At 40.1% G+C, this 22,345-nt stretch carries 27 protein-coding genes; 16 read left to right on the top strand and 11 right to left on the bottom strand.

Annotation, left to right across the window (positions count from 1 at the left end; all coding sequences use genetic code 11):
- The first annotated feature begins 201 nt into the window (after window positions 1–201).
- The 3 genes from exaC to ACFPOH_RS04980 all read left to right on the top strand — a co-directional run bounded on the left by exaC (window position 202) and on the right by ACFPOH_RS04980 (window position 2,298).
- Window positions 202–1,722, top strand: a complete 1,521-nt coding sequence (exaC, locus tag ACFPOH_RS04990) for an acetaldehyde dehydrogenase ExaC (protein WP_342469751.1) — start codon at window positions 202–204, stop codon at window positions 1,720–1,722.
- On the top strand, window positions 1,722–2,054 hold the full coding sequence (locus tag ACFPOH_RS04985) for a DUF779 domain-containing protein (RefSeq protein ID WP_342469750.1): 333 nt from the start codon (window positions 1,722–1,724) through the stop codon (window positions 2,052–2,054). The genes exaC and ACFPOH_RS04985 overlap by 1 nt, the downstream gene beginning before the upstream one ends.
- Before the next feature lie 106 nt (window positions 2,055–2,160).
- The gene (locus ACFPOH_RS04980; protein WP_390308963.1) at window positions 2,161–2,298 is read left to right on the top strand and encodes a DUF779 domain-containing protein; all 138 of its coding nucleotides are present in this window, start codon (window positions 2,161–2,163) and stop codon (window positions 2,296–2,298) included.
- Window positions 2,299–2,450: 152 nt separating this feature from the next.
- On the opposite strand, the gene ACFPOH_RS04975 is transcribed toward ACFPOH_RS04980, so the two are convergent.
- The 5 genes from ACFPOH_RS04975 to ACFPOH_RS04955 form a co-directional block, all read right to left on the bottom strand.
- Window positions 2,451–3,089: a response regulator transcription factor gene (locus ACFPOH_RS04975; RefSeq protein ID WP_342581222.1), complete on the bottom strand. Its 639-nt coding sequence runs from the start codon at window positions 3,087–3,089 to the stop codon at window positions 2,451–2,453.
- Window positions 3,082–4,155 (bottom strand): sensor histidine kinase, encoded by a 1,074-nt coding sequence (locus ACFPOH_RS04970; RefSeq protein ID WP_390308962.1) that lies wholly within the window; start codon window positions 4,153–4,155, stop codon window positions 3,082–3,084. Before ACFPOH_RS04970 ends, ACFPOH_RS04975 begins: the two co-directional genes overlap by 8 nt.
- Window positions 4,152–4,835 carry a cell wall-active antibiotics response protein LiaF gene (gene liaF / locus ACFPOH_RS04965; RefSeq protein ID WP_390308960.1) on the bottom strand — a complete coding sequence of 228 codons (684 nt, stop codon included), beginning with the start codon at window positions 4,833–4,835 and terminating at the stop codon, window positions 4,152–4,154. Before liaF ends, ACFPOH_RS04970 begins: the two co-directional genes overlap by 4 nt.
- An 81-nt stretch (window positions 4,836–4,916) precedes the next feature.
- The gene (locus tag ACFPOH_RS04960) at window positions 4,917–5,549 is read right to left on the bottom strand and encodes a PspA/IM30 family protein (protein ID WP_342469746.1); all 633 of its coding nucleotides are present in this window, start codon (window positions 5,547–5,549) and stop codon (window positions 4,917–4,919) included.
- Window positions 5,549–5,905 carry a lmo0954 family membrane protein gene (locus ACFPOH_RS04955; protein WP_342469745.1) on the bottom strand — a complete coding sequence of 119 codons (357 nt, stop codon included), beginning with the start codon at window positions 5,903–5,905 and terminating at the stop codon, window positions 5,549–5,551. The genes ACFPOH_RS04960 and ACFPOH_RS04955 overlap by 1 nt, the downstream gene beginning before the upstream one ends.
- A gap of 305 nt (window positions 5,906–6,210) precedes the next feature.
- Here ACFPOH_RS04955 and sirA point away from each other — a divergent pair, with 305 nt between their 5' ends.
- The gene (gene sirA / locus ACFPOH_RS04950; RefSeq protein ID WP_342469744.1) at window positions 6,211–6,636 is read left to right on the top strand and encodes a sporulation inhibitor of replication protein SirA; all 426 of its coding nucleotides are present in this window, start codon (window positions 6,211–6,213) and stop codon (window positions 6,634–6,636) included.
- A gap of 125 nt (window positions 6,637–6,761) precedes the next feature.
- Here sirA and ACFPOH_RS04945 read toward each other — a convergent pair whose 3' ends face one another.
- Window positions 6,762–7,256: a PhaP protein gene (locus ACFPOH_RS04945; RefSeq protein ID WP_342469743.1), complete on the bottom strand. Its 495-nt coding sequence runs from the start codon at window positions 7,254–7,256 to the stop codon at window positions 6,762–6,764.
- Window positions 7,257–7,332: 76 nt separating this feature from the next.
- Window positions 7,333–7,890: a poly-beta-hydroxybutyrate-responsive repressor gene (phaQ, locus tag ACFPOH_RS04940; RefSeq protein ID WP_390308958.1), complete on the bottom strand. Its 558-nt coding sequence runs from the start codon at window positions 7,888–7,890 to the stop codon at window positions 7,333–7,335.
- A gap of 213 nt (window positions 7,891–8,103) precedes the next feature.
- Here phaQ and ACFPOH_RS04935 point away from each other — a divergent pair, with 213 nt between their 5' ends.
- The 5 genes from ACFPOH_RS04935 to trhA all read left to right on the top strand — a co-directional run bounded on the left by ACFPOH_RS04935 (window position 8,104) and on the right by trhA (window position 11,889).
- Window positions 8,104–8,556, top strand: coding sequence for a polyhydroxyalkanoate biosynthesis repressor PhaR (locus tag ACFPOH_RS04935; RefSeq protein WP_342469741.1), 453 nt, complete (start codon window positions 8,104–8,106; stop codon window positions 8,554–8,556).
- Window positions 8,557–8,603: 47 nt separating this feature from the next.
- Entirely contained in the window at window positions 8,604–9,383 is a 780-nt protein-coding gene (locus ACFPOH_RS04930; RefSeq protein WP_390308957.1) for a 3-oxoacyl-ACP reductase family protein, read from the top strand.
- A gap of 33 nt (window positions 9,384–9,416) precedes the next feature.
- Window positions 9,417–10,502, top strand: coding sequence for a class III poly(R)-hydroxyalkanoic acid synthase subunit PhaC (gene phaC / locus ACFPOH_RS04925; protein WP_342469739.1), 1,086 nt, complete (start codon window positions 9,417–9,419; stop codon window positions 10,500–10,502).
- Window positions 10,503–10,785: 283 nt separating this feature from the next.
- The gene (locus tag ACFPOH_RS04920; RefSeq protein ID WP_342581226.1) at window positions 10,786–11,013 is read left to right on the top strand and encodes a YneF family protein; all 228 of its coding nucleotides are present in this window, start codon (window positions 10,786–10,788) and stop codon (window positions 11,011–11,013) included.
- Between the two features lie 234 nt (window positions 11,014–11,247).
- Window positions 11,248–11,889, top strand: coding sequence for a PAQR family membrane homeostasis protein TrhA (gene trhA / locus ACFPOH_RS04915; RefSeq protein ID WP_342581227.1), 642 nt, complete (start codon window positions 11,248–11,250; stop codon window positions 11,887–11,889).
- A 219-nt stretch (window positions 11,890–12,108) separates the two neighbouring features.
- On the opposite strand, the gene ACFPOH_RS04910 is transcribed toward trhA, so the two are convergent.
- Entirely contained in the window at window positions 12,109–13,056 is a 948-nt protein-coding gene (locus tag ACFPOH_RS04910) for an alpha/beta hydrolase (RefSeq protein ID WP_342469737.1), read from the bottom strand.
- A 231-nt stretch (window positions 13,057–13,287) separates the two neighbouring features.
- Between ACFPOH_RS04910 and ACFPOH_RS04905 the strand changes: the two genes are divergently transcribed.
- Entirely contained in the window at window positions 13,288–14,469 is a 1,182-nt protein-coding gene (locus ACFPOH_RS04905) for an acetyl-CoA C-acetyltransferase (RefSeq protein ID WP_342469736.1), read from the top strand.
- A gap of 20 nt (window positions 14,470–14,489) precedes the next feature.
- The gene (locus ACFPOH_RS04900; RefSeq protein WP_342469735.1) at window positions 14,490–14,744 is read left to right on the top strand and encodes a DUF3886 domain-containing protein; all 255 of its coding nucleotides are present in this window, start codon (window positions 14,490–14,492) and stop codon (window positions 14,742–14,744) included.
- Window positions 14,745–14,930: 186 nt separating this feature from the next.
- Here ACFPOH_RS04900 and ACFPOH_RS04895 read toward each other — a convergent pair whose 3' ends face one another.
- From ACFPOH_RS04895 to ACFPOH_RS04885, 3 genes are all read right to left on the bottom strand, one after another.
- Entirely contained in the window at window positions 14,931–16,271 is a 1,341-nt protein-coding gene (locus ACFPOH_RS04895; protein ID WP_342581229.1) for an amino acid permease, read from the bottom strand.
- A 529-nt stretch (window positions 16,272–16,800) separates the two neighbouring features.
- Window positions 16,801–17,292: a VanZ family protein gene (locus ACFPOH_RS04890; RefSeq protein WP_342581230.1), complete on the bottom strand. Its 492-nt coding sequence runs from the start codon at window positions 17,290–17,292 to the stop codon at window positions 16,801–16,803.
- A complete protein-coding gene (locus ACFPOH_RS04885) occupies window positions 17,289–18,188 on the bottom strand; it encodes an aldo/keto reductase (protein ID WP_390308956.1) in 900 nt (299 codons plus the stop codon). Before ACFPOH_RS04885 ends, ACFPOH_RS04890 begins: the two co-directional genes overlap by 4 nt.
- A gap of 81 nt (window positions 18,189–18,269) precedes the next feature.
- Between ACFPOH_RS04885 and ACFPOH_RS04880 the strand changes: the two genes are divergently transcribed.
- From ACFPOH_RS04880 to deoB, 5 genes are all read left to right on the top strand, one after another.
- Complete coding sequence (locus ACFPOH_RS04880) at window positions 18,270–18,812, top strand: NUDIX domain-containing protein (protein ID WP_390308955.1); 543 nt, start codon at window positions 18,270–18,272, stop codon at window positions 18,810–18,812.
- A 98-nt stretch (window positions 18,813–18,910) separates the two neighbouring features.
- Window positions 18,911–19,423 (top strand): hypothetical protein, encoded by a 513-nt coding sequence (locus tag ACFPOH_RS04875; RefSeq protein ID WP_342469730.1) that lies wholly within the window; start codon window positions 18,911–18,913, stop codon window positions 19,421–19,423.
- Between the two features lie 62 nt (window positions 19,424–19,485).
- Entirely contained in the window at window positions 19,486–19,944 is a 459-nt protein-coding gene (gene fur, locus ACFPOH_RS04870; RefSeq protein WP_208649497.1) for a ferric iron uptake transcriptional regulator, read from the top strand.
- A gap of 280 nt (window positions 19,945–20,224) precedes the next feature.
- Window positions 20,225–21,127, top strand: a complete 903-nt coding sequence (gene xerD / locus ACFPOH_RS04865; protein WP_342469728.1) for a site-specific tyrosine recombinase XerD — start codon at window positions 20,225–20,227, stop codon at window positions 21,125–21,127.
- Window positions 21,128–21,153: 26 nt separating this feature from the next.
- The gene (gene deoB / locus ACFPOH_RS04860; RefSeq protein WP_342581232.1) at window positions 21,154–22,332 is read left to right on the top strand and encodes a phosphopentomutase; all 1,179 of its coding nucleotides are present in this window, start codon (window positions 21,154–21,156) and stop codon (window positions 22,330–22,332) included.
- The last annotated feature ends 13 nt before the right edge of the window (window positions 22,333–22,345 follow it).

Raw genomic sequence — 22,345 nt, 5'->3', positions numbered from 1 at the left:
TAATTATTATTTTAATATATTTCCGCTTAAATATATTATGCGTAAAATTAAATTTTTATCAGATTTTTAAAATATATTAATAAAATTTTTTATAAGCGTAAACGTTTGCATTTTCTCAAAAAAAGGAGCATGATAGGTTCATAAGTTTTGTGACGGACTAGTTGCAACGGCTTATAATCTATAAATTTTGGAGGGAAACGCATGATTTATGCAAATCCGAACACACAAGGTGCTCTAGTACATTTTAAAGATCAATATCAAAACTTTATTGGCGGCGAATGGGTTCCTCCAGTAAAAGGTCAATATTTAGAAGTCATTTCTCCGGTGACAGGAAAAGTGTTTACAACCGTTCCACGTTCATCGGCAGAGGATATCGAGTTGGCGCTTGATGCGGCGCATGCTGCAAAAGACGCTTGGGGAAAAACGTCTGTCGCTTACCGTGCACAAATTTTAAATAAAATCGCGGATCGCATTGAAGAAAACCTCGAAATGATCGCCGTTGCAGAAACTTGGGACAATGGGAAAGCGGTTCGTGAAACGTTGAATGCGGATATCCCTCTCGTGGTTGATCATTTCCGTTACTTTGCAGGAGCCATTCGCGCTCAAGAAGGCGGAATCAGTGAAATCAATGAAGATACAGTCGCATACCACTTCCATGAACCTTTGGGTGTTGTTGGACAAATCATCCCTTGGAACTTCCCGCTTCTGATGGCCGCTTGGAAAATCGCTCCGGCTTTGGCTGCAGGTAACTGTATCGTGTTGAAACCGGCTGAACAAACACCTGCTTCCATTTGTGTATTGCTTGAATTGATTCAAGATTTATTGCCAAAAGGCGTGTTGAATATTGTTCAAGGTACGGGTATCGAAGTGGGCAAACCTCTTGCAACAAACCCGCGCATTTCAAAAATCGCGTTCACCGGTTCAACAGCAGTTGGCCGTTCCATCATGCAATATGCTACAGAAAACATCATACCTGTAACATTAGAGCTTGGCGGAAAATCACCTAATATTTTCTTTGAAGATATCATGGATCAAGATGATGAATTTTTAGATAAAGCCATTGAAGGTTTTGTATTATTTGCGTTAAACTCCGGAGAAATTTGTACATGTCCATCCCGTGCATTAGTACAAGAATCCATCTATGACAAATTCATGGAAAAAGTGATGGAACGCATTAAAGCAATCAAAATTGGCAACCCGTTAGATACTGAAACCATGATGGGTGCCCAAGCTTCCAAACAACAATTGGATAAAATCCTTTCTTACATTGAAATTGGTAAACAAGAAGGTGCGGAATGCCTCATCGGTGGATACCAAAACAAATTGGAAGGTGAATTGGAAGGCGGTTATTACGTAGCGCCTACGGTATTCAAAGGCCACAACAAAATGCGTATCTTCCAGGAAGAAATCTTTGGACCGGTTCTTTCTGTCACTACATTCAAAGACTTTGATGAAGCGATTTCAATCGCCAACGATACATTATATGGTTTGGGTGCCGGTGTATGGTCCCGCAACATTGAAACGGCTTATAAAGCAGGCCGCGCCGTTCAAGCAGGCCGCGTTTGGACGAACACTTATCACCAATACCCAGCCCATGCCGCATTCGGTGGTTACAAACAATCCGGTATTGGCCGTGAAAACCATCTTATGATGCTTAGCCATTACCAACAAACAAAATGTATTTTAGTCGGTTACAATAAAGGATCAATGGGCTTCTTCTAATGCGAAAAGTCATTGCCACAAAAGTTGCCATGGACATGATACAGCATCTTAAAGCAAAACACGGAGAGCTCATATTTGTTCATTCGGAAGGTTGCTGTGATGGAACTTCCCCCATCTGTATGAAAAAAGAGGACTTCTATCTAAGCAGCCAGGATGAACAGATTGGAGAGGTTATGGAAGGGGTGCCTTATTACATGCATCGTTCCAATCTCCCGTACTGGCAACATCTGCAGATGGTGATCGATGTGGCCGATGGAATCGGCAATTCCTTTTCCCTGGAAAGCACCGAAAATAAATCCTTTATCATCCAAGCAAAGAAATTAGCGGAATAAAATTATAATAAGCTGCCCTTTTTGTACATTTGTAAGGGGTAGCTTATTTTTTTGTTTGTCGTTGGAGGGCGGATGCGAAAATGAGTAACCTTATTTCCCATATTACATGCATCGGGCGAATCTCCCTTACTGGCAGCATTTGCGTATTGTGATAGACGCAACGGATGGAATCAGCAATTCCTTTTCGTTGGAGAGCACGGAAAATAAATCCTTTGTCATTCAGGCGAAAAAATGGGAAGAATAAAAAACTGCCCTTTTGTGCTGGTCACAGAAGGGCAGTTTGACCACATACATAATGTGTGATAACTGATTGCAATGAAAAGGTACAGCTGAAAATTTTCCTTGCTATAGATCGTCTCCCATGGACCATTTTCATCATGGAATGGAGGCAATCTATCACTTCACCAATCCGTTTTGAAAAGCATAAACCACTGCTTGGGTCCGATCTTGCACTTCCAACTTGGCGAGGATGTTGCTCACATGGGTTTTTACCGTTTTTAGCGCGATAAACAATTCATCGGCAATTTCCTGATTGGATTTTCCTTTGGCTATGAGCAGCAACACTTCCATTTCCCGTTCGGTCAGTTGCTCATGAAGAGGGCGGCTGCCCGTATTCCGCATCCGATGAATCATTTTTGAAGTGACTTCAGGTTCTAACACCGATTCCCCTTGGACGGTTTTCCGGATGGCATCCGCAATTTGCTTTGCATTGGACGTTTTTAAAATGTAGCTGATGGCGCCGGCTTCCAATGCGGGGTAGACTTTATCATCGTCCAGGAAACTGGTCACCATCATGATTTTCGCTTCCGGCCACACTTTCAAAATTTCCTGCGTCGCCTCGGCTCCGTTCATGACAGGCATGACGTTATCCATCAAAATAATATCAATATTCGGCTTCAACTGGAGAACCTTTTCCACTGCTTCTTTTCCATTTTCCGCTTCTCCCACAACGGTCATATCCGGTTGAGCGGAAAGATAAGTGGAAACACCGATACGGACCATCTCGTGGTCATCGGCAATGAACACCCTAATCATCGATTGCACCTCCCGTTTCCTTTTCGGACAATTCGCCTTCCTCCGACTCTTTCTCTTCTTTATTCAAAGGCACTTTCACCTCAACAATGGTTCCTTCTCCGGGAACGGAAACAACTTTATATTTCGCTCCGATTTCCACGGCTCTTTCGGCAATGTTTTTCAAACCGTATGAAGTGGAGTTGGTTTCTTCATTCATATCAAATCCGCGGCCATTATCTTGGATTCTCAAAATGGCCAGGTTGTCTCTTTCAATTAACAGCATCTCCACTTCCGTCGCTTTGGCATGGCGCAATGTATTGGATAACGCTTCTTGGGCGATGCGGAATAAATGATCTTCCTCCGCTTTCGACAACTTGATTTCCTCGATTTCATATTCGATGTCAAAATTGACCTTTTGTTTCAGTTCGAAAATTAAATCTTTCAACCCTTGCGCCAAGGTATTATTATTTAATGCAATTGGACGGAGATGCAATAGCAATGCGCGCATTTCCAGTTGGGCCTGCTGCACCAATTTCTCAATTTGCACCAATATTTGTTTTGCGTTTTCTGGAGGGGTATCCATTTCCGTAATCGATGACAATAACATGGATGCCGCAAATAGCTGCTGGGAAACGGAATCGTGAAGTTCCCTTGCAAGTCTTTGTCTTTCCGCCACGATCCGTTCCTGGATGATTTTGTCGCTTGCTTCCGCTTTTTCATTGGATAGGCGTTGCAGGCTCTTTCTTTGAGTTTCAATCAATTCATTTGTTTCTTTTAACGCTTTTCTCAAAGGATAAGAAACGTTGCGCTTTAATGTGAAATCCGGTTCAGCCAATTGCTTTACATATTTCAGCGTAATGAATTCTTTCGATTTTACCGAAATCATCCACCATAAACTAATAACAAAACTGATGAAGAACACGCCACAAACAATGATGACACCAAGCGGCATGCCATTATAAGTGTTTTCCCATAAAGGGCTCCACGCTGCAGCATTCGGAACATCATATAATAAATAGAAAACACCAAAAAACATGCTTATTAAAATGATAGAGATCATAAGGGTGCGGAATAGAAGTGATATCATTTCCGAATCACCTCCACATCCCCAAGCCATGTGACTATATGAATCACAAGTTTTCTTTTGGCGTTTGTCACATCGCCATCTTCAAAAGTAATCCTTTCATTCCATAACCGTTTCGGAGGATGATGCAATAGTTTCGCTTCTCCAATCAGAGTTGAATATTGAAGTTTGAATGGCACTTCATAAGGCAAAATGATCGTTACTTTCCCAATTCCCTGGCGAATGGTGATGACAGAAGTGCCGGCTGGCAAAATGGTTTCTGTCACATCGATGGTGTAATCCCCAAGGAAGTTTTGAATCTGAATATCTTGCCATTTATAATGTTCCATTGGCATGGAAGAGGGGAGAACCAAGTCATTTTTTTGAACGGTACCCAATTCAAAATGCCGGGCTTCCACTTTGACTTCTTTTTGATGATTTGTTGCCTGTTTATACAAAATATAAATTAATACACAGACGACGAAAAATCGCAGACTCCAAATGGTTATAATGGCAACTAAAATAAAAGAGGCGCCTATCCAAAAATAGATTTTTTTTCCTTTGGCAAAACTTCGATAAAGAAAAAATGCCCCCAACAAGAGAAAGAAGGCGCCACCGTTATTGAAAACTGTGAGCTCTACAAAAACAATCAGCAACATGATCAAAAATACGGTTATCAGCTGTTTCGTTGTGAAACGGTTCAAAGTGGCCCCTCCCTCAAGATAAGCGAAAGTTCATAATAATAAAGAAGGGAAGATTCCCTTCTTCTCGTTTTCTTCATTATATCACGGTTCGACCGTTTCCTTCGAGGACGTGTTTGCCTGTTTTTGTTCGAGCAGTGCCAAGCGGGTTTCCAATTGGGAATATTCATAGTTCTTCTCAATCTTATTGGATAATTGGTCGATATAAGATGAGAGGTTTTGGAAATCCATGTCGTTTGAATCGAATACGCGGTTCATTTTCACATTGGCTCGGACGACATTTTCTTTCCCCATTAATTGCAATTGTCGAACTTTCATATCTTCAATTTTATGTTTCATCATTTCAAATTTTTGTTCCAATTGAATATATTCTTTGTTTGCTTGATCCAAACTTTCGAGCAAAGTCAATTGGCGTCTTTTATAGCTCTCCACTTCCTGGGTTGCAAAGAGAATCAAATCCTCTTCTCCGCTTGCTTTCGCCAACTCCAATTGGTTGGTTCTTTTCTCCAGCATGTTCCCTGTCTCTTTTAATTTTTGCTCCAATTCTTCTTTTAACCGTCTTTGTCTTTCTAACAATTTGCCAGTTTGCTCCGTCATTTTTTCGGCTTCGCGAATATACTGGTTCAGCATCGCCACCGGATTTTTCTCTTCTTTTTTATCAAATAGCGCGTGCAAATCCGCTTCCAACGTATACCGGAATCGTTTGAATAAATTCATTAAAATCTCTCCTTTTTTTGTATTTTTGACCATTCATTTTCAAAGTTTGTGAATGGATCTTCTTCATTCATTGCAATCGATACCTCTTCATTTTTCCATTGTTTATACAAAACATATAAGAGGATGATTGACACAAGCCCCAAAAGTGCCGGGATATTGGATACGGCCATCATAATTCCGATCAAGCCGATGAGGATCCAAAGCACCTTGCTGACAACAGACCGGCTTTTGACGTAATAATGCATTCCAAGAAAGATGAATGCCAGGGAAAAAGCAAGTCCCATCAGTGGCCCTAAAGTGGCGAGTACGACGCAAACTAAAACGATTGCGAGAAGCAGTAGAAGCAATTTTTTCATATTCATTCTCCTTTCATCATTGTACTTTCATGTTACAATTCAACTTGTTTTCTCAAAACGACCTTGAATTGTATTTTCCCCTAAGTCTTGAGACCGAGTGACTAAGTGTGGTTTATATGGGAAAGAAATGGGTATACATTTTTAAAATCAACCTTTACAAAAATGAGATTTATAAAAGTTTTTTATTGTTGAATAGGTAGTGTTTTCATCGAATTTTGACAAAAAAAAATCTATTATTGGGACAAGTTTTGACAAAATATTCGAAATCTTTAAATTATAATGAAGTCAGAAAGGAGGACAAGCGGATGAGAATCTATTCAATCTTTAACATAAAAAAACAATACCAGTCATTTGTCTTTGGAAGGGAAAGAATGCTGCTAGAGATGGTAGCAAAAATCGATGACGAGCAAGAGTCCTCTGCAAAAAAGCAATTAAGTTACATTTGTGAGCCTATGGAAGGAAATGTAGAGGGAAAAATTTATGAACATCTTCAAAAATGTTTTCCTGCAATGCGTTGGATGGACGGTTATTTGGGATTTGAACATAAATTAAAAGGGCGAATTAAAATCAAGGTTTTTGAATATTATATTGAAGCGATATGTGAAGGATCGCGCATGCTCGATTTGGATCTGTTTCAGTGCCTGAGCCAAATCAATGATTCATTTCTTGCGTTTAATAAAGAGGAATACGAATGTGGTTGGTTAAAGCCGGTGAAATATGCGTCATATTAGGAAAATTTGAAAACCCTGTTGTCACCGAATGTGCAACAGGGTTTTCAGGGAATTGAGGGGATCTTATTTAAGAAAGGGGATATGTTTACTTATATAAAATATATATAAGTGCAAACAAGGAAGAATTAATCAGCGACTGCCAACAGTTTTTTATGTGTCTCTTTCAATTGGTTCGCAATCTCTTCGATTTTACCTAATGTTTCGATGCGTTCTTGCTTTTGTTGTTCAATGGCTTGTTGAAGCGTGATTTCAATTTGTTTTTGAGCGTTGGCGAAAAGATCTAATAGCGCATTGTTTGGTTTCCATGCAAGGTTTTGAGCTTTATCTGTAATTTCTTGGACACTTTCAAGCCATTTTGACACTTCATCAAACTGACCTTCTTTGCCCAATTCCTTTAAGCTGTTTTCAAGTCTTTCTTGCCACTCTTTGGAAGCTTTTTTTGCTTCTTCTTCAATAGCATTGATGGCATTCACAGAAGACTCAATGAACTCTTTTTGAACATTAAATGCTTGTAGAGCTCTTTTTTCGAAATCTTCTTGTACTTTTTCGATTGTTTTTAAGCTATTAACCCAGCTGTCCCATACTAAATCTACACCTTTTGCAATTTGCTCTTTTGCCATTACTTGATTTCCTCCTTTAATGTAACGAGAAATTTAATTTATAATGAATGCATTTTGCAATGCATACATCCGAATATCAAGATTGGGGTTGTTCCTCAGGTGTACCGGAATGTTGAGCTTTTGTTTTGCGAGTGCGAGTGGTTTTAGGTTTTGAAGAGGATGCTGCGGCTTTTGCTTTGGTTGAGGCTGTGTTTGTTGCTGCGGATGTTTTTTTCGTTTCTTTAGGAGTTGCTTCGACTTTTTGCTGCGATTGAAAGGTGCTGCCTGTTGAAAAAAATGGGTTATATAAATTGAAAAATTGATTTAACAGCTTTTGATATTCACTCAATGAATTGGCCCACATATCCAAATATTTTTCTCCGGCTTCTGTGATGGAATAAATGCGTTTGGCAGGGCCCCCGGAACTTGTATCCCAAACGGAAGTAACCAAATTATCTTTTTCCAGTTGTCTTAACAGGCGATAGAAATTTCCATGATCCAATGATTCAATACCAAATTTCGTAATTTTCTCCATCAGTTCATAACCATGGGTATTAAATTCTCTCAAGTGCAATAACATGATCGGAATCAAAAAGTTTTTCGGCGCACCAATACTTGGACTTTTCGGCTTCTTTTTTTCATCTTTCGATACCAATATTTTTACACCGCCTTCTGCTATTTACTTATATATGTAATTTACACTTATATGTAAACTTTGTCAATTGTTTTTTGAAAATTTAAACAACATTTTTTCAGGAAAGTTCACAATTTTGTAATATATTCATAAGAATGAAAAAAATACATAAATAATATATTAAAATATGTTGTTTTTATAACAAAGAAATTTTAGTGGAGGAGATGATGATCCTTGACCCAATCATCCTTTGATGTGTTTACATTATGGAAAGAAATTTATAACAAAACGGAAAGTGTATGGCAAGAGACGATTCAAGAAACCCTCGAAAAGAAGTCCTTTGCTGAAAGTTTAGGTCAAATTCAAAGCCAATATGTTCAATATCAAGAACTTGTCAATAAAATGACGGAAAGCTATTTGAAACAAGCGAACATTCCTACCCGGGACGAAATCGCGAATGTGGCTTCTTTAATCATTAATGTAGATTCCAAAATCGACCAATTGGAAGATGAGTATGATTTGCAACGGGAGAAGATCCAAAAAGAAATTGACAGCCTTAAAAAATCCGTTTCTTCGTTGGAAAAGAAATTGGATAAAGTCATAGATCTATTGACCAAAACGTTGGAGCTGGCTGAAGAATCGAAGGCTTCAGTGGCCGCTACCGCCAATAAAACGGTTTCAAAATAATACTTTTATTAAAATAGAAAAATATGATGAGAAAGGGAGACTGTTTTATGACGACTACAGTATTTGAAGTAGAAAAGGTAAATGCGTTAAAACCATTGGAAGGAAAAGTGGCGATTGTTACAGGCGCATCCCGTGGGATCGGGGCGGAAATCGCAAAAGTGCTGGCCAGAAATGGTGCAACGGTTGTAGGCACATATAACAACAGCCCTAAGCATATTCAGGACGTGGCAAAAACGATTGAAGAAGAAGGCGGAAAATTCCATGCATTGCAAGCGGATGTCTCTGTTTACGAAGATACGGAAAAACTTGCTGCCGAAGTGGTTGAAAAATTCGGCAAAATTGATATTTTGATCAACAATGCCGGGATTACGAAAGACCGTACATTTAGAAAAATTTCGAAAGAAGAATGGGACGCTGTCATCAACGTCAACTTGAATGGTGTTTTTAACGCAACCAAAGCAGTGATAAAGCATATGATGGATCAAAATTATGGACGCATTGTGAGCATCAGTTCCATCGTCGGCCAAGCTGGCGCCTTTGGGCAAACAAACTATGCAGCAACGAAAGCCGGTATTTTGGGTTTCACTAAATCCCTTGCTTTAGAAACGGCATCGAAAGGAATCACCGTAAATGCAGTGTGCCCTGGATATATTGGAACAGAAATGGTGGCGGCCATGCCGGTAGAAGTGTTGAACAACATCATTGCGAGAGTTCCAATGAAACGATTAGGTGAACCGAGCGAAGTGGCTCAGGCGGTATTATACCTGGTTCAGGCGGATTATGTGACAGGCCAGGCAATTGCGGTAAACGGCGGCCTATATATGTAACACTTTGTCGGAAAGATTGTTGGGAGGGATTATGTGGTTACTGTTGATACAACACCAATTAAAGAATGGTATGATAGCTTGCCAAAAAATGAAACGCTTGAAAAGTTGAAACGTTTTAATGAAGTATTGTTCACTGATCCGGATCCGCAAGTGGGTCAAACACCAAAAGAAGTGATCTGGACAAAAAATAAAGCGAAACTTTACCGTTATCAGCCGAATAAAGAAAAAACGAATAAAGTCCCTATATTGATGATTTATGCACTTATTAATAAACCTTATATTTTGGATTTATATCCTGGAAACAGTTTAATCGAATATTTAACGGACCGCGGTCATGACGTGTATCTTTTGGACTGGGGTACAGCCGGTTACGAAGACCGCCATATGAAATTGGAAGATTATATTGTCGATTATATTCCACGGGCGGCCAAAAAGGTGCTGAAACATTCCGGCGCCAAAGAAATCACGATGTTTGGTTATTGCATGGGCGGTACAATGACGGCCATTTTCACAGCCCTCTATCAAAATAAACTGCCAATCCGGAATCTGATTTTGCTGACAAGCCCAATCGATTTCCAAGATGCAGGACTTTATACCAATTGGTTGGATAAACGTTACTTCAAATTGGATAATATTGTTGAAACTTTTGGAAATGTCCCATTTGAATTCATTGACTTTGGCAATAAGTTGTTAAATCCTTTATCAAATACTGTAGGTGTTTATGTCAATGTCGCTTCAAACATTCAAAATGAAGAAAAAGTGCTCAATTGGAAACTGATGCAAAAATGGTTGAATGATGGTGTGCCTTTCCCTGGTGAGGCATATCGCCAATGGATACGCGATTTTTACCAAGAAAACAAATTGATTAACAATGAATTAGAAATCCGTGGGGAACGGGTATTGTTGTCAAATATTAAGGCGAATTTATTAAATATCGTAGCCACTCGAGACAATATCGTTTTACCGCATCAGATTGAACCATTAAATGAGAAAGTATCCAGCAAAAACAAAACGTTGCACGTTGTGAATGCTGGACATGTTTCAGTGATTACCGGAAAACGGGCAGTGGCTGAGAGATATCCATATATTGAACAATGGATTACTGAAAATTCCAAATAAGTCGGATTAAATGAAATTGCCGCATCCGAACGGTGTTTGAAATTCTCACAGAGAGTGTTTCAAATGCGTTCGGATTTTTTTGTGCAATAAAATGAGAAAATTTCGAATAATATATTTTGGAAAAATATCTTTATCTTATCAAGAAATTTGGTTACAATACAAAAGGTATGTATAGTGCATTCGATTTGAAAAACTGTGGAAAAGCTAGAATCCATAGTATGAATAGTGTATAATCCAACGTGGAGAGTTTTTCGCGGTATAAGTTGAGAAGGAGGTAAGTATTTTGGATACTTGGTTAGCAATATTGTTAATTATTGTTGCGTTAGTGGCTGGTGTAGCTTTAGGTTTTTACTTGGCACGTCAATCCATGATGAAATACTTAAAAGAAAACCCACCAATCAATGAACAAATGATTCGTGTGATGATGGCACAAATGGGACGAAAACCATCTGAAAAGCAAGTTCGTCAAATGATGGCTCAATTAAATAAAATTCAAGATAAGCAAAAATAATCATACAAGGTTGTCCTACATCGGAATTTATTCTGAAGGAGGATAACCTTTTTATTTATATTTAGCAACAGTTTAAGCTTGTGAAATTATATTGGGTAGATTCACAAGCTTTTTCAATTTCTTAAAATCTTCAACACGATTGGTTGGATATGACATTTATCACATAATTTTCATTACATCTTCCCCTGTTTGAAATAATGTTATATTCACATAATAAAAACAGAGGTGAGGATGATGACACAGTCTGTTGCAATGAATCGTTCATATAGTAAAAAAGAAGAGTTTTGGAATGCATTAACCCATGGAATAGGTGCACTTTTAACCATTCCAGCATTGATTTTATTAATTGGAAAAGCACAAAGTACAGGAACGAAAGTGGAGCTTATTAGTTACATTATTTTTGGAGTCTCGATGTTTCTCCTTTACCTGGCTTCCACACTGTACCATTCAATTCCAAAACATAAAGTTTTTCTAAAAAAAATGGATCACAGCTCCATTTTCCTTTTAATTGCGGGAACGTATACCCCCGTCGCATTAATTGCCATCGGAGGAACAGCAGGGTGGACGCTTGTAGGGATTGAATGGGGATTCGCTGTTATTGGAATTATTTTAAAACAATTTTTTGTCCATCGTTTTAAAAGAACATCACTACTCGTTTACATCGGGATGGGATGGCTCGTCATCTTTGTTTTTCAACCAGTCATTGAATATTTGACGATCAAAGGTGTGTTGGTGTTATTAGCTGGCGGGTTAAGTTATACAATTGGAACGTATTTTTACCAAAATAAAAATATTCCTTATAACCACGCGATATGGCATGTATTTGTCATGGTTGGCAGCTTATTCATGTTTTTGGCAATATATCTCTTTTTATAACATGCGTACATTGGATGAAATAACATTCTCTCATTGAATTGAAAAAGCTCAATCTCTTGATACGCAGAGGTTGAGTATTTTTCATTTTTTATAGCATTCCCTTTACCAAATCGGTCATAAAGTGAAAGAAACTTTTCCACAAGAATGACTTAACACATCAAAAGCCCTCTTGCTGTTACGAGGGCGCCATTTGAGGAATCATCGGTTAACCATATCGTCTTAGCCGTTCTCTCTTTCATTCATCACATATTCTTGCAAAAAATTTCTTACCGTTTCCTCGTACTCCACCGGATTTTCATTGAAAGATTGGGCATGAAGACCGCGTTCAAACAATTTTAATCTTTTCGGACCTTTTTTCAATTCGTACATTTCTTCCGTCATTTGACAAGGGATGAACGAATCGGGAATGCTATGGATAAATAACACCGGCTTCTTAATATTCGGTACCACATCTTTGGGGGCTACATTTTTAAATCGGTATCCATCACGGAAACGCAGGAATAAATCTGCCAAATGGATTGGAATGTTTGGCGAGATGCGGGTGGAATTTTTGACGATATGCCGCAAAAGTTCTTCAAAATCTGAAAAAGCGCAATCGGAGATATAAAAATCCACATGATTTCCAATGGATCCCGCATATAAAAGCATTGTCGCCGCGCCCATTGATTCCCCGTGAATGCCCAGGATGGCTTCTTCCCCGATGACGGAACGAACCGTTTTGACAACGGCCGCTAAATCAAACTTCTCATAATATCCATAACTTGTCGTTTTTCCGCCGGATTCGCCATGTCTTCGATGATCGTATACAAAGGAATTGAACCCAAGCCTTTCAAACATGCGCGCATATTTGATCGAATTGATTTTGTTTTCGGTAACCCCGTGGCATATGATGACCGTATTTTTTGTCGGGCATGGTTGCAGAAAAATCCCTTTGATTGGGTAGCCGTTAGGGGAGTCGATGGTAAATTCATCTTTTTTTATGCTGTTGAACCATTTTTCATCAAATCGATTCGCTTTTAGTTCCCTGTCTAATATAAAAGCATCATCTTTTTTCTGGATATACATGAGTCGATTGGTTAAAGCAAAACCAAAAATCGTAGTGAGCACGCTTGCAATCGTTGTAATAATCGTAGAAAACCAGAATATTTTTTTCTTTTTCTTTTTCAATATAAGCACCTCCTCGCTTGATATCAAATTATGTATAACCACTAATATATTTCGGAAAGTTCGAAAATATCGCAAATGAACAAAAATTTTGTAGTAAAAGAACAAAATTTCACATATCATCTGGTAGAATAAAATTGCACGGTTTTGTTCCAATTTTTATACTGATATAATTATATTAACAGATTATGCAAAATCGTGTGCGATTGGAGTCTGAATAAAGGGGAGAAGTTCATGTTAGAAGAAGTTGTTATTGTAAGCGCAGTCAGAACAGCCATCGGTTCCTTCCAAGGTTCGTTAAAAGACATTCCAGCTCCGACATTAGGTTCGATTGTCATTAAAGAAGCTTTACACCGGGCAGGTATTGAACCAAATCAAGTGGATGAAGTCATCATGGGAAATGTACTTCAAGCTGGACTGGGTCAAAATCCTGCACGTCAGGCAGCCATTCAGGCAGGGCTTCCGGAAACGGTGCCAGCCATGACGATCAATAAAGTCTGTGGTTCCGGTTTGAAATCCGTGCATCTCGCGGCACAAGCGATTGCGGTAGGGGAAGCGGATATTGTGGTGGCCGGCGGTTTTGAAAATATGAGCCAAGCGCCATACCTTTTGAAAAATGCCCGCTCCGGTTTTAAAATGGGTGATCAAAATTTGGTGGATAGCATGATTCATGACGGCCTATGGTGCGCCTTCAATGATTACCATATGGGAATCACGGCGGAAAATTTGGCTTCCCAATATCATATTACGCGGGAAGAACAGGATGAGTTCGCGGCACGTTCCCAAGCCCGTGCGGCAAAAGCCATCGTGGAAGGTAAATTTAAAGAAGAAATTGTGCCGGTGGAAATCCCTCAACGAAAAGGGGATCCAATCATTTTTGATACGGATGAATTTGTTCGCCCGGGCACAACCGTGGAAAAACTATCCGCGTTGCGTCCTGCTTTCAAAAAGGATGGAACAGTCACTGCCGGGAACGCCTCAGGTATTAACGACGGTGCGGCAGCAGTTGTTGTGATGTCAAAGAAGAAAGCGGAGGAGCTTGGAATCACGCCTCTTGCATCCATTGTCGCCAATGCCGCTGTCGGGGTGGATCCTGCAATTATGGGAATCGGGCCTGCTGAAGCGGTTCGAAAGGCATTGAAAAAATCAGATTTGACTCTTGATCAAATCGAATTAATTGAAGCAAATGAAGCTTTCGCAGCTCAATCAATAGCTGTGGATCGCGAACTTCACTTTGATTCTGATAAACTGAATGTAAATGGTGGGGCAATTGCCCTTGGACACCCAATCGGTGCGAGTGGAGCGCGCATTTTGGTTACGCTTCTTCATGAAATGAAAAGACGTGACGCGAAGCTGGGGCTTGCCACCCTTTGCATCGGTGGAGGACAGGGAGTTGCAACCATCGTTCAACGATAAGACTAAAGCAGGTGAACATGATGGCAAAAAAGAAAAAGCAACAATCTTCTCAAAAAACAATTGAAAACAATGAAGGAATTTCCCTTCAAGAACAACTGAACCAGGAAATGCTGGAAAAATTGAAAGCTGCAAAAAAAGAATTGCTTGAAGAAGAAAGAAAAAAAGAGGAAGAACGGCAAGCAAGACTTGAGTTTGAGAGAAAACAGCGGGAAAAGAATATGAGCTTTGAAGAATTGCTGGAAAAGTACGGAAATCAAGGCTCGAAATTTAGTTGACAGGTGTCGCGGAAAGGCGACACCTTTTTTATGACCGGCTACTTTTGCATAAAACCTCTGTTTCGGAGATGAGTGCTTCCGGTATTCAACGGCGTGGGTCCTCCGTTGCATTCCTGTTGTTGAAAGCGGATATTGGCGCAACCTCACATAAATCAACTTCCACTCAATAAAAAAACGCCCAACGCATCAACGTTTTTTGCGAAGGGCGTATGTGATAAACAGCATGATGAACCAAATTGGTGTGAGCATAACGGCCATTCTTGTTTCTTCGGACATGAACATAATAATCAACACGGCAACAAAAAATATTAAAATGGCATAGTTCATATATGGAGCAAGCGGCGCTTTAAAATGGGATTTTTTATGTAAATCCGGGTGTTTCTTTGTATAGATGATGTGTGAAATTAAGATGATGCTCCATACCCAAATAAAGCAGATGGCGCTGATTGTTGTCACCACTCCAAATGCTGTATCAGGAATGACGTAGCTTAATAATGCCCCGATGGAAAGAACGATGGCGGAAACAACAAGCGCATTCCCCGGGACAAAGTTTTGATTCAGCTTTGATAGAAATTTCGGGCCTTGACTATGCTTGCTTAAATTGTACATCATCCGGCTTGTGGAAAATAAACCGCTGTTTCCGGCAGAAGCGGCGGATGTCAGCACAACGAAATTGATGATGCCGCCCGCCAAGGGAATACCCGCCAAAGCAAATACTTGTACAAAGGGACTGTTGGCGGCGCTTAGCTCAGTCCAAGGATTGATGCATAAAATGACGAAAATCGCCCCTACGTAAAACAACAAAATCCGGATCGGAATTTTATTAATGGCAGACGGTATATTTTTCTCCGGATTGGACGTTTCCGCGGCTGCCACGCCCACCAGTTCGACCCCAACAAAGGCGAAGACGACCATCTGGAAAGCGGACAGGAATCCGGCTATCCCATTTGGAAACAATCCGCCGTAACTCCAAATATTGCGAATGGAAACAACTCCGGAATCCGTTTTAAAACGAATGATCAGCCAAAAAAGGCCAATGGCGATCAAAGCGACGATGGTAATGACCTTGATTAAGGCAAACCAAAATTCCAATTCCCCAAACAGTTTCACGGTTAAAAGATTCAAAACGAGTAATAGGATAATGGCAATCAATGCCGGAATCCATTGAGGAATGTCAAACCAATAACGGACATAAACACCGACGGCAATCACATCGGCCATCGCCGTCATAATCCAGCAAAACCAATAGGTCCAGCCTGTGACATAACCTGCCCACGGCCCAATTGTATCTGCCGCAAAATCGGTGAAGGATTGGTACCCGGCATTGGATAAAAGCAGTTCACCGAGGGAACGCATCACAAAAAATAGGGCAGTTCCAACGATTAAATAAACTAACAGTATGGATGGGCCCGCTTTGGAAATCGCAGCCCCGGAACCCAAAAACAGCCCCGTACCAATCGTTCCGCCAATGGCAATTAACTGGACATGGCGGTTTTTCAAATCTCTCTTTAATTCTCTCTGTTCCATTATGTTGCCCCCAAAACCAATGAAAAATCGTTTCAGTTTTGTTATCAATATTTTTAAATACATTCATCAATCCTATTGATGATAACTTTGAAATTTTATCAATAAACTATTTTATTTTCAATAATTTGTATAGAAATAGAATTATAAAGGGAATCTTCGAGTTGAAAATATGGACGAAAGGGGATTTTTTAATCAAAAGAGGGACTCGGGGTTTGTGATGGTTTGTTTTTGATGTAAAAAATATTTTATTTGTAAAAGATTGTGAATTTTTCGGAAATAATAAAAATTTATTTTATGGATTTTCAATTAGTAAGGAGTTAGTAAAAATTGATTGGAGAGACGGAAGGAGTGACCCTGTCAATCCGCTTCGAAGTGTCCCTGGGAACCCGCAGGAGCGTATGTGTAAACCTGATTCTGACCTCTGAGCGGAAATCCATTTTCAACGCTAAATCAAAAAACATCCTTTTCTTAAAAAGAGAAAGGATGTTTTTTGATTTGATCAAGGTCCGTGAATCAATCGTCTATCTATTCAATTCACGGACCTTTTCCTATTCCATAAATATTTTATAGTGGATATAACTTTTAGGCATAAAACAAAAGTGACAGCTCCAGCCGTATCAAGCAACACATCTTCAAACATGCCTGTACGGCCTTCGACAAGGGTCTGGTTATATTCATCCAATGCGGCAATGAAAAAAGTGCAAATGCAAGCGATGATGGAAGGAAATATCCATTTCAGTTTGCGGAATAGTAAATATAAGAGTACAGCAACAATTCCGTATCCGACAAAATGCATCGTTTTGCGGAATAAAAATTCAATGAAATAATAATATCCTCTCGTTTCAACTGAAATCGTCCGACCCCAGTAGCTCACTTCAATTTTGCTTAATAGTTCATAAAAAGGCTGATCGCGGAGCAATACCCTCAATTCCGGAACAATGGTCTGCTGTTCATAAGGCATGCTGGAAAGATAATATAAACCGAGGAGCGCAGCGGTTACGAAAAACAAATATTTTTTCATCGGTGATCCGTGTAAATTTCTTGTTTTGTGATGGTTTTGATGAAAGAAGTATCCTCGATGCTTTGGGCTTCCTCATAAGCTTTGATGTTTTCCAGCAGTTGTTCCTTCGTTCTTGCCCCCACGACAATGGATGCCACAGCGGGTTCGCTCAAATTGAAAGCGATGGCGGCAGGATGGACGGATCCAAATTCTTTCTCGATCTTTTCCAAAATCGAAACGAGTTCTTCTTTTGAGTAATTTAAATAAGAATCCACTTTTTCCACCCGTTTTTTCCATTCATCTGTCAATAATCCTTTTGCAATGGATCCTCTCGTCACAACGGACACTTTCTTTTCTTCAAAAAACGGGAACCATTCTTCCGGTCGGCGGTCGAAAATGCTGTATTGCATCATGTTGGAGATGCCATTGCTTCTTTCAAAGAACGGCTGGAACACGTTGGGGCGAATGGAAGAAATGCCGTATTCCCGGATGAGGCCTTCTTTCTTTAATGTCTCAAACGTTTCAATGATGTCATCCCACGGATCATCGATTGTTCCGCCATGAAGCTGGTATAGATCGATATAATCCGTTTTTAATCGGCGCAGGCTGTCTTTGATTCCTTCTTCGATATGTTCTTTCGAGGCATCCCAATACCAGCCGTCGCCTTTTTCATTCCAGCGGTTTCCCACTTTTGTGGCGATGTAGACTTGATCGCGGTACCGTTTTAAACATTCCCCGACAACTTCTTCGTTGACACCTTTATCATAAAGGTCCGCTGTATCAAAATAATTGATGCCTTGTTCGATTGCTGTTTCGATCACCGGCCTTGCTTCTTCCACCGAAGCCGGCAAAGACATGCAACCCAAGCTGATTTCTGAAATCTCAAAGTCACTTGTTCCCAATCTTCTTTTTTTCATGGAATCACCTGCATTCATTCTTTCATTTTCTATCACTAATGGTACAATGAATTCAGTATGAAGGACAAGCGAGGAATTGGTATGAAAAAATTTGAAGAAAAAACCGTTCATTCGACAGAGATTTATAAAGGAAAAGTTGTGACATTAACAGTGGATGATGTGATTTTGCCAAACGGGAAACCTGCCAAACGGGAAATTATCCATCATCCGGGAGCTGTTGCAATCATTCCAATCACGAAGGATGGAAAGATTGTGTTTGTCGAACAATATCGGAAAGCGTTGGAACGCACCATTGTTGAAATTCCGGCGGGGAAACTCGAACCGGGAGAGGAGCCGGCCGTATGTGCAAGAAGGGAACTTGAAGAGGAAACGGGTTACGGTGCCAAGGAATTAACCCATATTCAGTCTTTTTATACCTCCCCTGGATTTGCCAACGAAATCATTCACCTTTTTGTTGCGAAAGATTTGTATAAAATTGAAGAGAAACGCGAATTGGACGAAGATGAATTTGTTTCCATCATCGAAGCTACCCTTGAAGAAGCGGAAGAAATGGTGAAAAATCAGCAAATCTATGATGCGAAAACGGCATTCAGTGTGCTTTGGTATAAATTAAACGAGAAGTAAGATTATGTAGAGCGAAATTTCGATAGAATTTACCAAATTTCGTACTAATAATACCCGTGGACGAGCATAAGCTGTTAACAACGAAAGGGGAAATGCTTATGTTTCGTTCCATTTATTTCATTCAATATGCCTTTTTATTGGCCATTGGCTTCGTCAGCGGCGTCATCTGTTTCCAAGCTTTTTCTTTGGACAAGTCTATGAATCTCATAAAATTGGTGGATCCAAGAGTGCTGGAGTTGACCGATGTCACAATTTGGCAAACGGCATTGCCGATACTGATTTGGGCATTATTTGTATTATTTTTTACCACTCACCCGTATCTTCATTTTTTTGCTAAACTGGTGGTAGCGATCAAGGCGACATTTTTCGGTTTTGGTTCGGTTTTTTTACTGACGCAGCAAGAGTCCATTCTCGTTTATAGTGTTTGGTGGTTTCCATTTCAGCTAATTTATTGTATCTTACTATTAGCGCTATGTTCCGTTTTTGGAACGAGAAAAGTAGGGACGAATCGTAAATTTGTATTTAATAAGAAATTATTTTTTACATTGGTAATGGCCTTTACAATGATGGGGTTGGGGGAAATGTTCGTGATTTCTTACATTATTAATTAACCCTGACCTTGTAATTAAAATTGGTCTTTTGTTATAATGGAATGTGTTTAGGAGGGCGTCATATGGAAAGCCGTATTGATCGTATAAAGAAGCAATTACATAGTGCTGGCTATAAACTGACGCCACAACGTGAAGCGACAGTAGCAGTACTATTGGAACATGAAGAAGACCATTTGAGCGCGGAAGACGTTTATTTATTGGTGAAAGAAAAAGCGCCTGAAATCGGTCTTGCCACAGTGTATCGCACTCTTGAGTTATTAACGGAATTGAAAATTGTCGACAAAATCAATTTTGGAGATGGCGTCTCCAGATACGATCTTCGACAAGAGGGTGCAAAACACTTCCATCATCACTTAGTTTGTATCGAATGTGGCTCAGTGGACGAAATTCAAGAAGATTTGCTGGAAGAAGTAGAAATGGTAGTAGAAAAACGGTGGAATTTTATTATCAAAGACCATCGGCTCACATTCCATGGAATTTGTCATCGGTGTCAAGAAAAGGGAACAATAGAAAATGAATAATCCCTAAATAGGAATCTCCTATTTAGGGGTTTTTTGTTCATCTTCATTGATAACTTATTCCAATTCCTACAAATATTAGAAACCTGGTTTTACATATTTTTTTGGAAAATCCTAAAGACACTTGCAGATTTCTGAAAATACTTGCAAGATGAATAGAGATGCTAGCGGCTTCAGGCAAAATCAGGGCGACTTTTAAAAATCTTTAAACAAAAACTGTTAAATCTTGTATGCCATCAAATAAATCTCTATCATTTTAATTAAGAAGGGACAGGTGAAAATCATGAGAGAAGCACAAGAAGCCGTCCTTGATTATCTCCATTTTTTAAGAGTCGAGCGGCAATATTCGGAAAATACGTTGGCTTCCTATCGCAGAGATTTGGAAGATTATATAGAACATTTACATACAGTGCAAAAAATAGAAAGTTTAAACGATGTGGACCGTTCCAGAATCCTTCTTTATTTGGAACATTTAAGAGAAACAGGGAAATCTTCGCGCACCATTGCCCGCCACATTTCATCAATCCGTTCGTTTCATCAATTTTTATTAAGGGAAAAAATCGCTGATCATGATCCTACAGTCCATATTGAAATGCCTCAAATCGAGAAGACGTTACCGAAAGTATTATCCATTGCGGAAATCGAAGCATTATTGCAAGCGCCGGATCAATCCAAACCCCAAGGAGTACGGGATGTGGCCATGATTGAATTGCTGTATGGAACAGGAATGCGGATAAGTGAATGCGTCGAATTGAATTTGGAAGATGTACATCTGTCGATGGGATTTGTCCGCATTTTTGGGAAAGGCGGCAAGGAGCGGATTGTACCGTTGGGAAAAAGTGCGCTGTATGCATGCGAAAAATATTTGCAGCAAGCCAGACCCCTGTTGCAAGGAAATTATGTAAAAACGGATGCATTTTTCATCAACCGGAGAGGCAAGCGTTTAACTCGGCAAGGATGTTGGAAAATATTGAAGCAGCATGCCCTCGCTGCCAATATTAAAAAAGAGATGACCCCCCATACGTTGCGGCACAGTTTTGCCACTCACTTGATTGAAAATGGCGCGGATCTTCGGGCGGTGCAAGAAATGTTGGGTCACGCGGACATTTCTACGACACAAATTTATACGCATATTAGTAAAACGAGACTTTCGGAAGTTTATAAACAATTCCATCCTCGTGCGTAGATGGAAAGGCAAAGGAGGAAAAAGGGATGCAATTATTTAAACGAATTCATTTAATCGTAATGGACTCTGTTGGAATAGGGGAGGCGCCCGATGCAGCGGAATTTGGCGATGCCGGAAGTGATACCCTTGGCCATATTGCGGAGGCAATGGGCGGACTAAATGTGCCAAATATGGAAGCATTGGGTTTAGGCAATATCCGGGAAATAAAAGGGGTCCAAAAGGTTCCAAACCCGAAAGCATATTACGGAAAAATGCAGGAAGCATCGGCTGGAAAAGATACGATGACAGGACATTGGGAAATCATGGGGCTTCAAGTGGATAAACCTTTTAAAGTATACCCTGATGGTTTTCCGGAAGAATTGATTCGTCAACTGGAAGAGCGGACAGGACGGAAAGTGATTGGCAACAAACCGGCCAGCGGTACTGCCATCATCGAAGAATTGGGGAAAGAGCATATGGAAACGGGAGCGATCATTGTTTATACTTCGGCAGATCCCGTTCTTCAAATTGCTGCCCATGAAGAAATTGTTCCTTTGGAAGAACTGTACAAAATTTGTGAAATTGCCCGGAAACTTACGTTGCAGCCGGAATATCTGGTAGGCCGTGTCATTGCGCGCCCTTTTACAGGAACGCCGGGCAACTTTACGCGTACAGCCAATCGCCATGATTATGCCATCAAGCCTTTTGGAAGAACGACAATGAATGAATTGAAAGATCATGGCTTTGATGTGATCGCCCTTGGGAAAATTTCCGATATTTATAATGGCGAAGGGGTGACGGAGGCCATCCGGACGAAAAACAATGGGGATGGAATGGATCGGTTGGTTGAAACGGTAAAGAGGGATTTCCACGGATTAAGTTTTTTGAATTTGGTAGATTTTGATGCGATGTATGGACATAGAAGGGACCCGATCGGTTATGGAAAAGCGTTGGAGGAATTTGACGCGCGCTTGCCGGAAGTATTGGACTTATTAAAGGAAGACGATTTGCTGATCATCACAGCGGACCACGGAAATGATCCAACCTTTAAAGGAACGGACCATACGCGGGAATTTGTGCCACTGCTCGTTTACTCCAAACAATTTAAAGAAACTGGAACTTTAGGTTTGCGGGAAACTTTCGCGGATATCGCGGCTACGGTTGCAGAAAACTTTAAGGTTCCGGCGCCAGCTTACGGTACGAGTTTTTTATCAAGTTTAAAATAGCGGGGTGAGTCTC

This window comes from Ureibacillus suwonensis, assembly GCF_042655065.1.
Taxonomy (GTDB): domain Bacteria; phylum Bacillota; class Bacilli; order Bacillales_A; family Planococcaceae; genus Ureibacillus; species Ureibacillus suwonensis.
The sequence above is the reverse complement of the archived record's forward strand: the minus strand, read 5'-3'. Positions and strand labels throughout refer to the sequence as shown.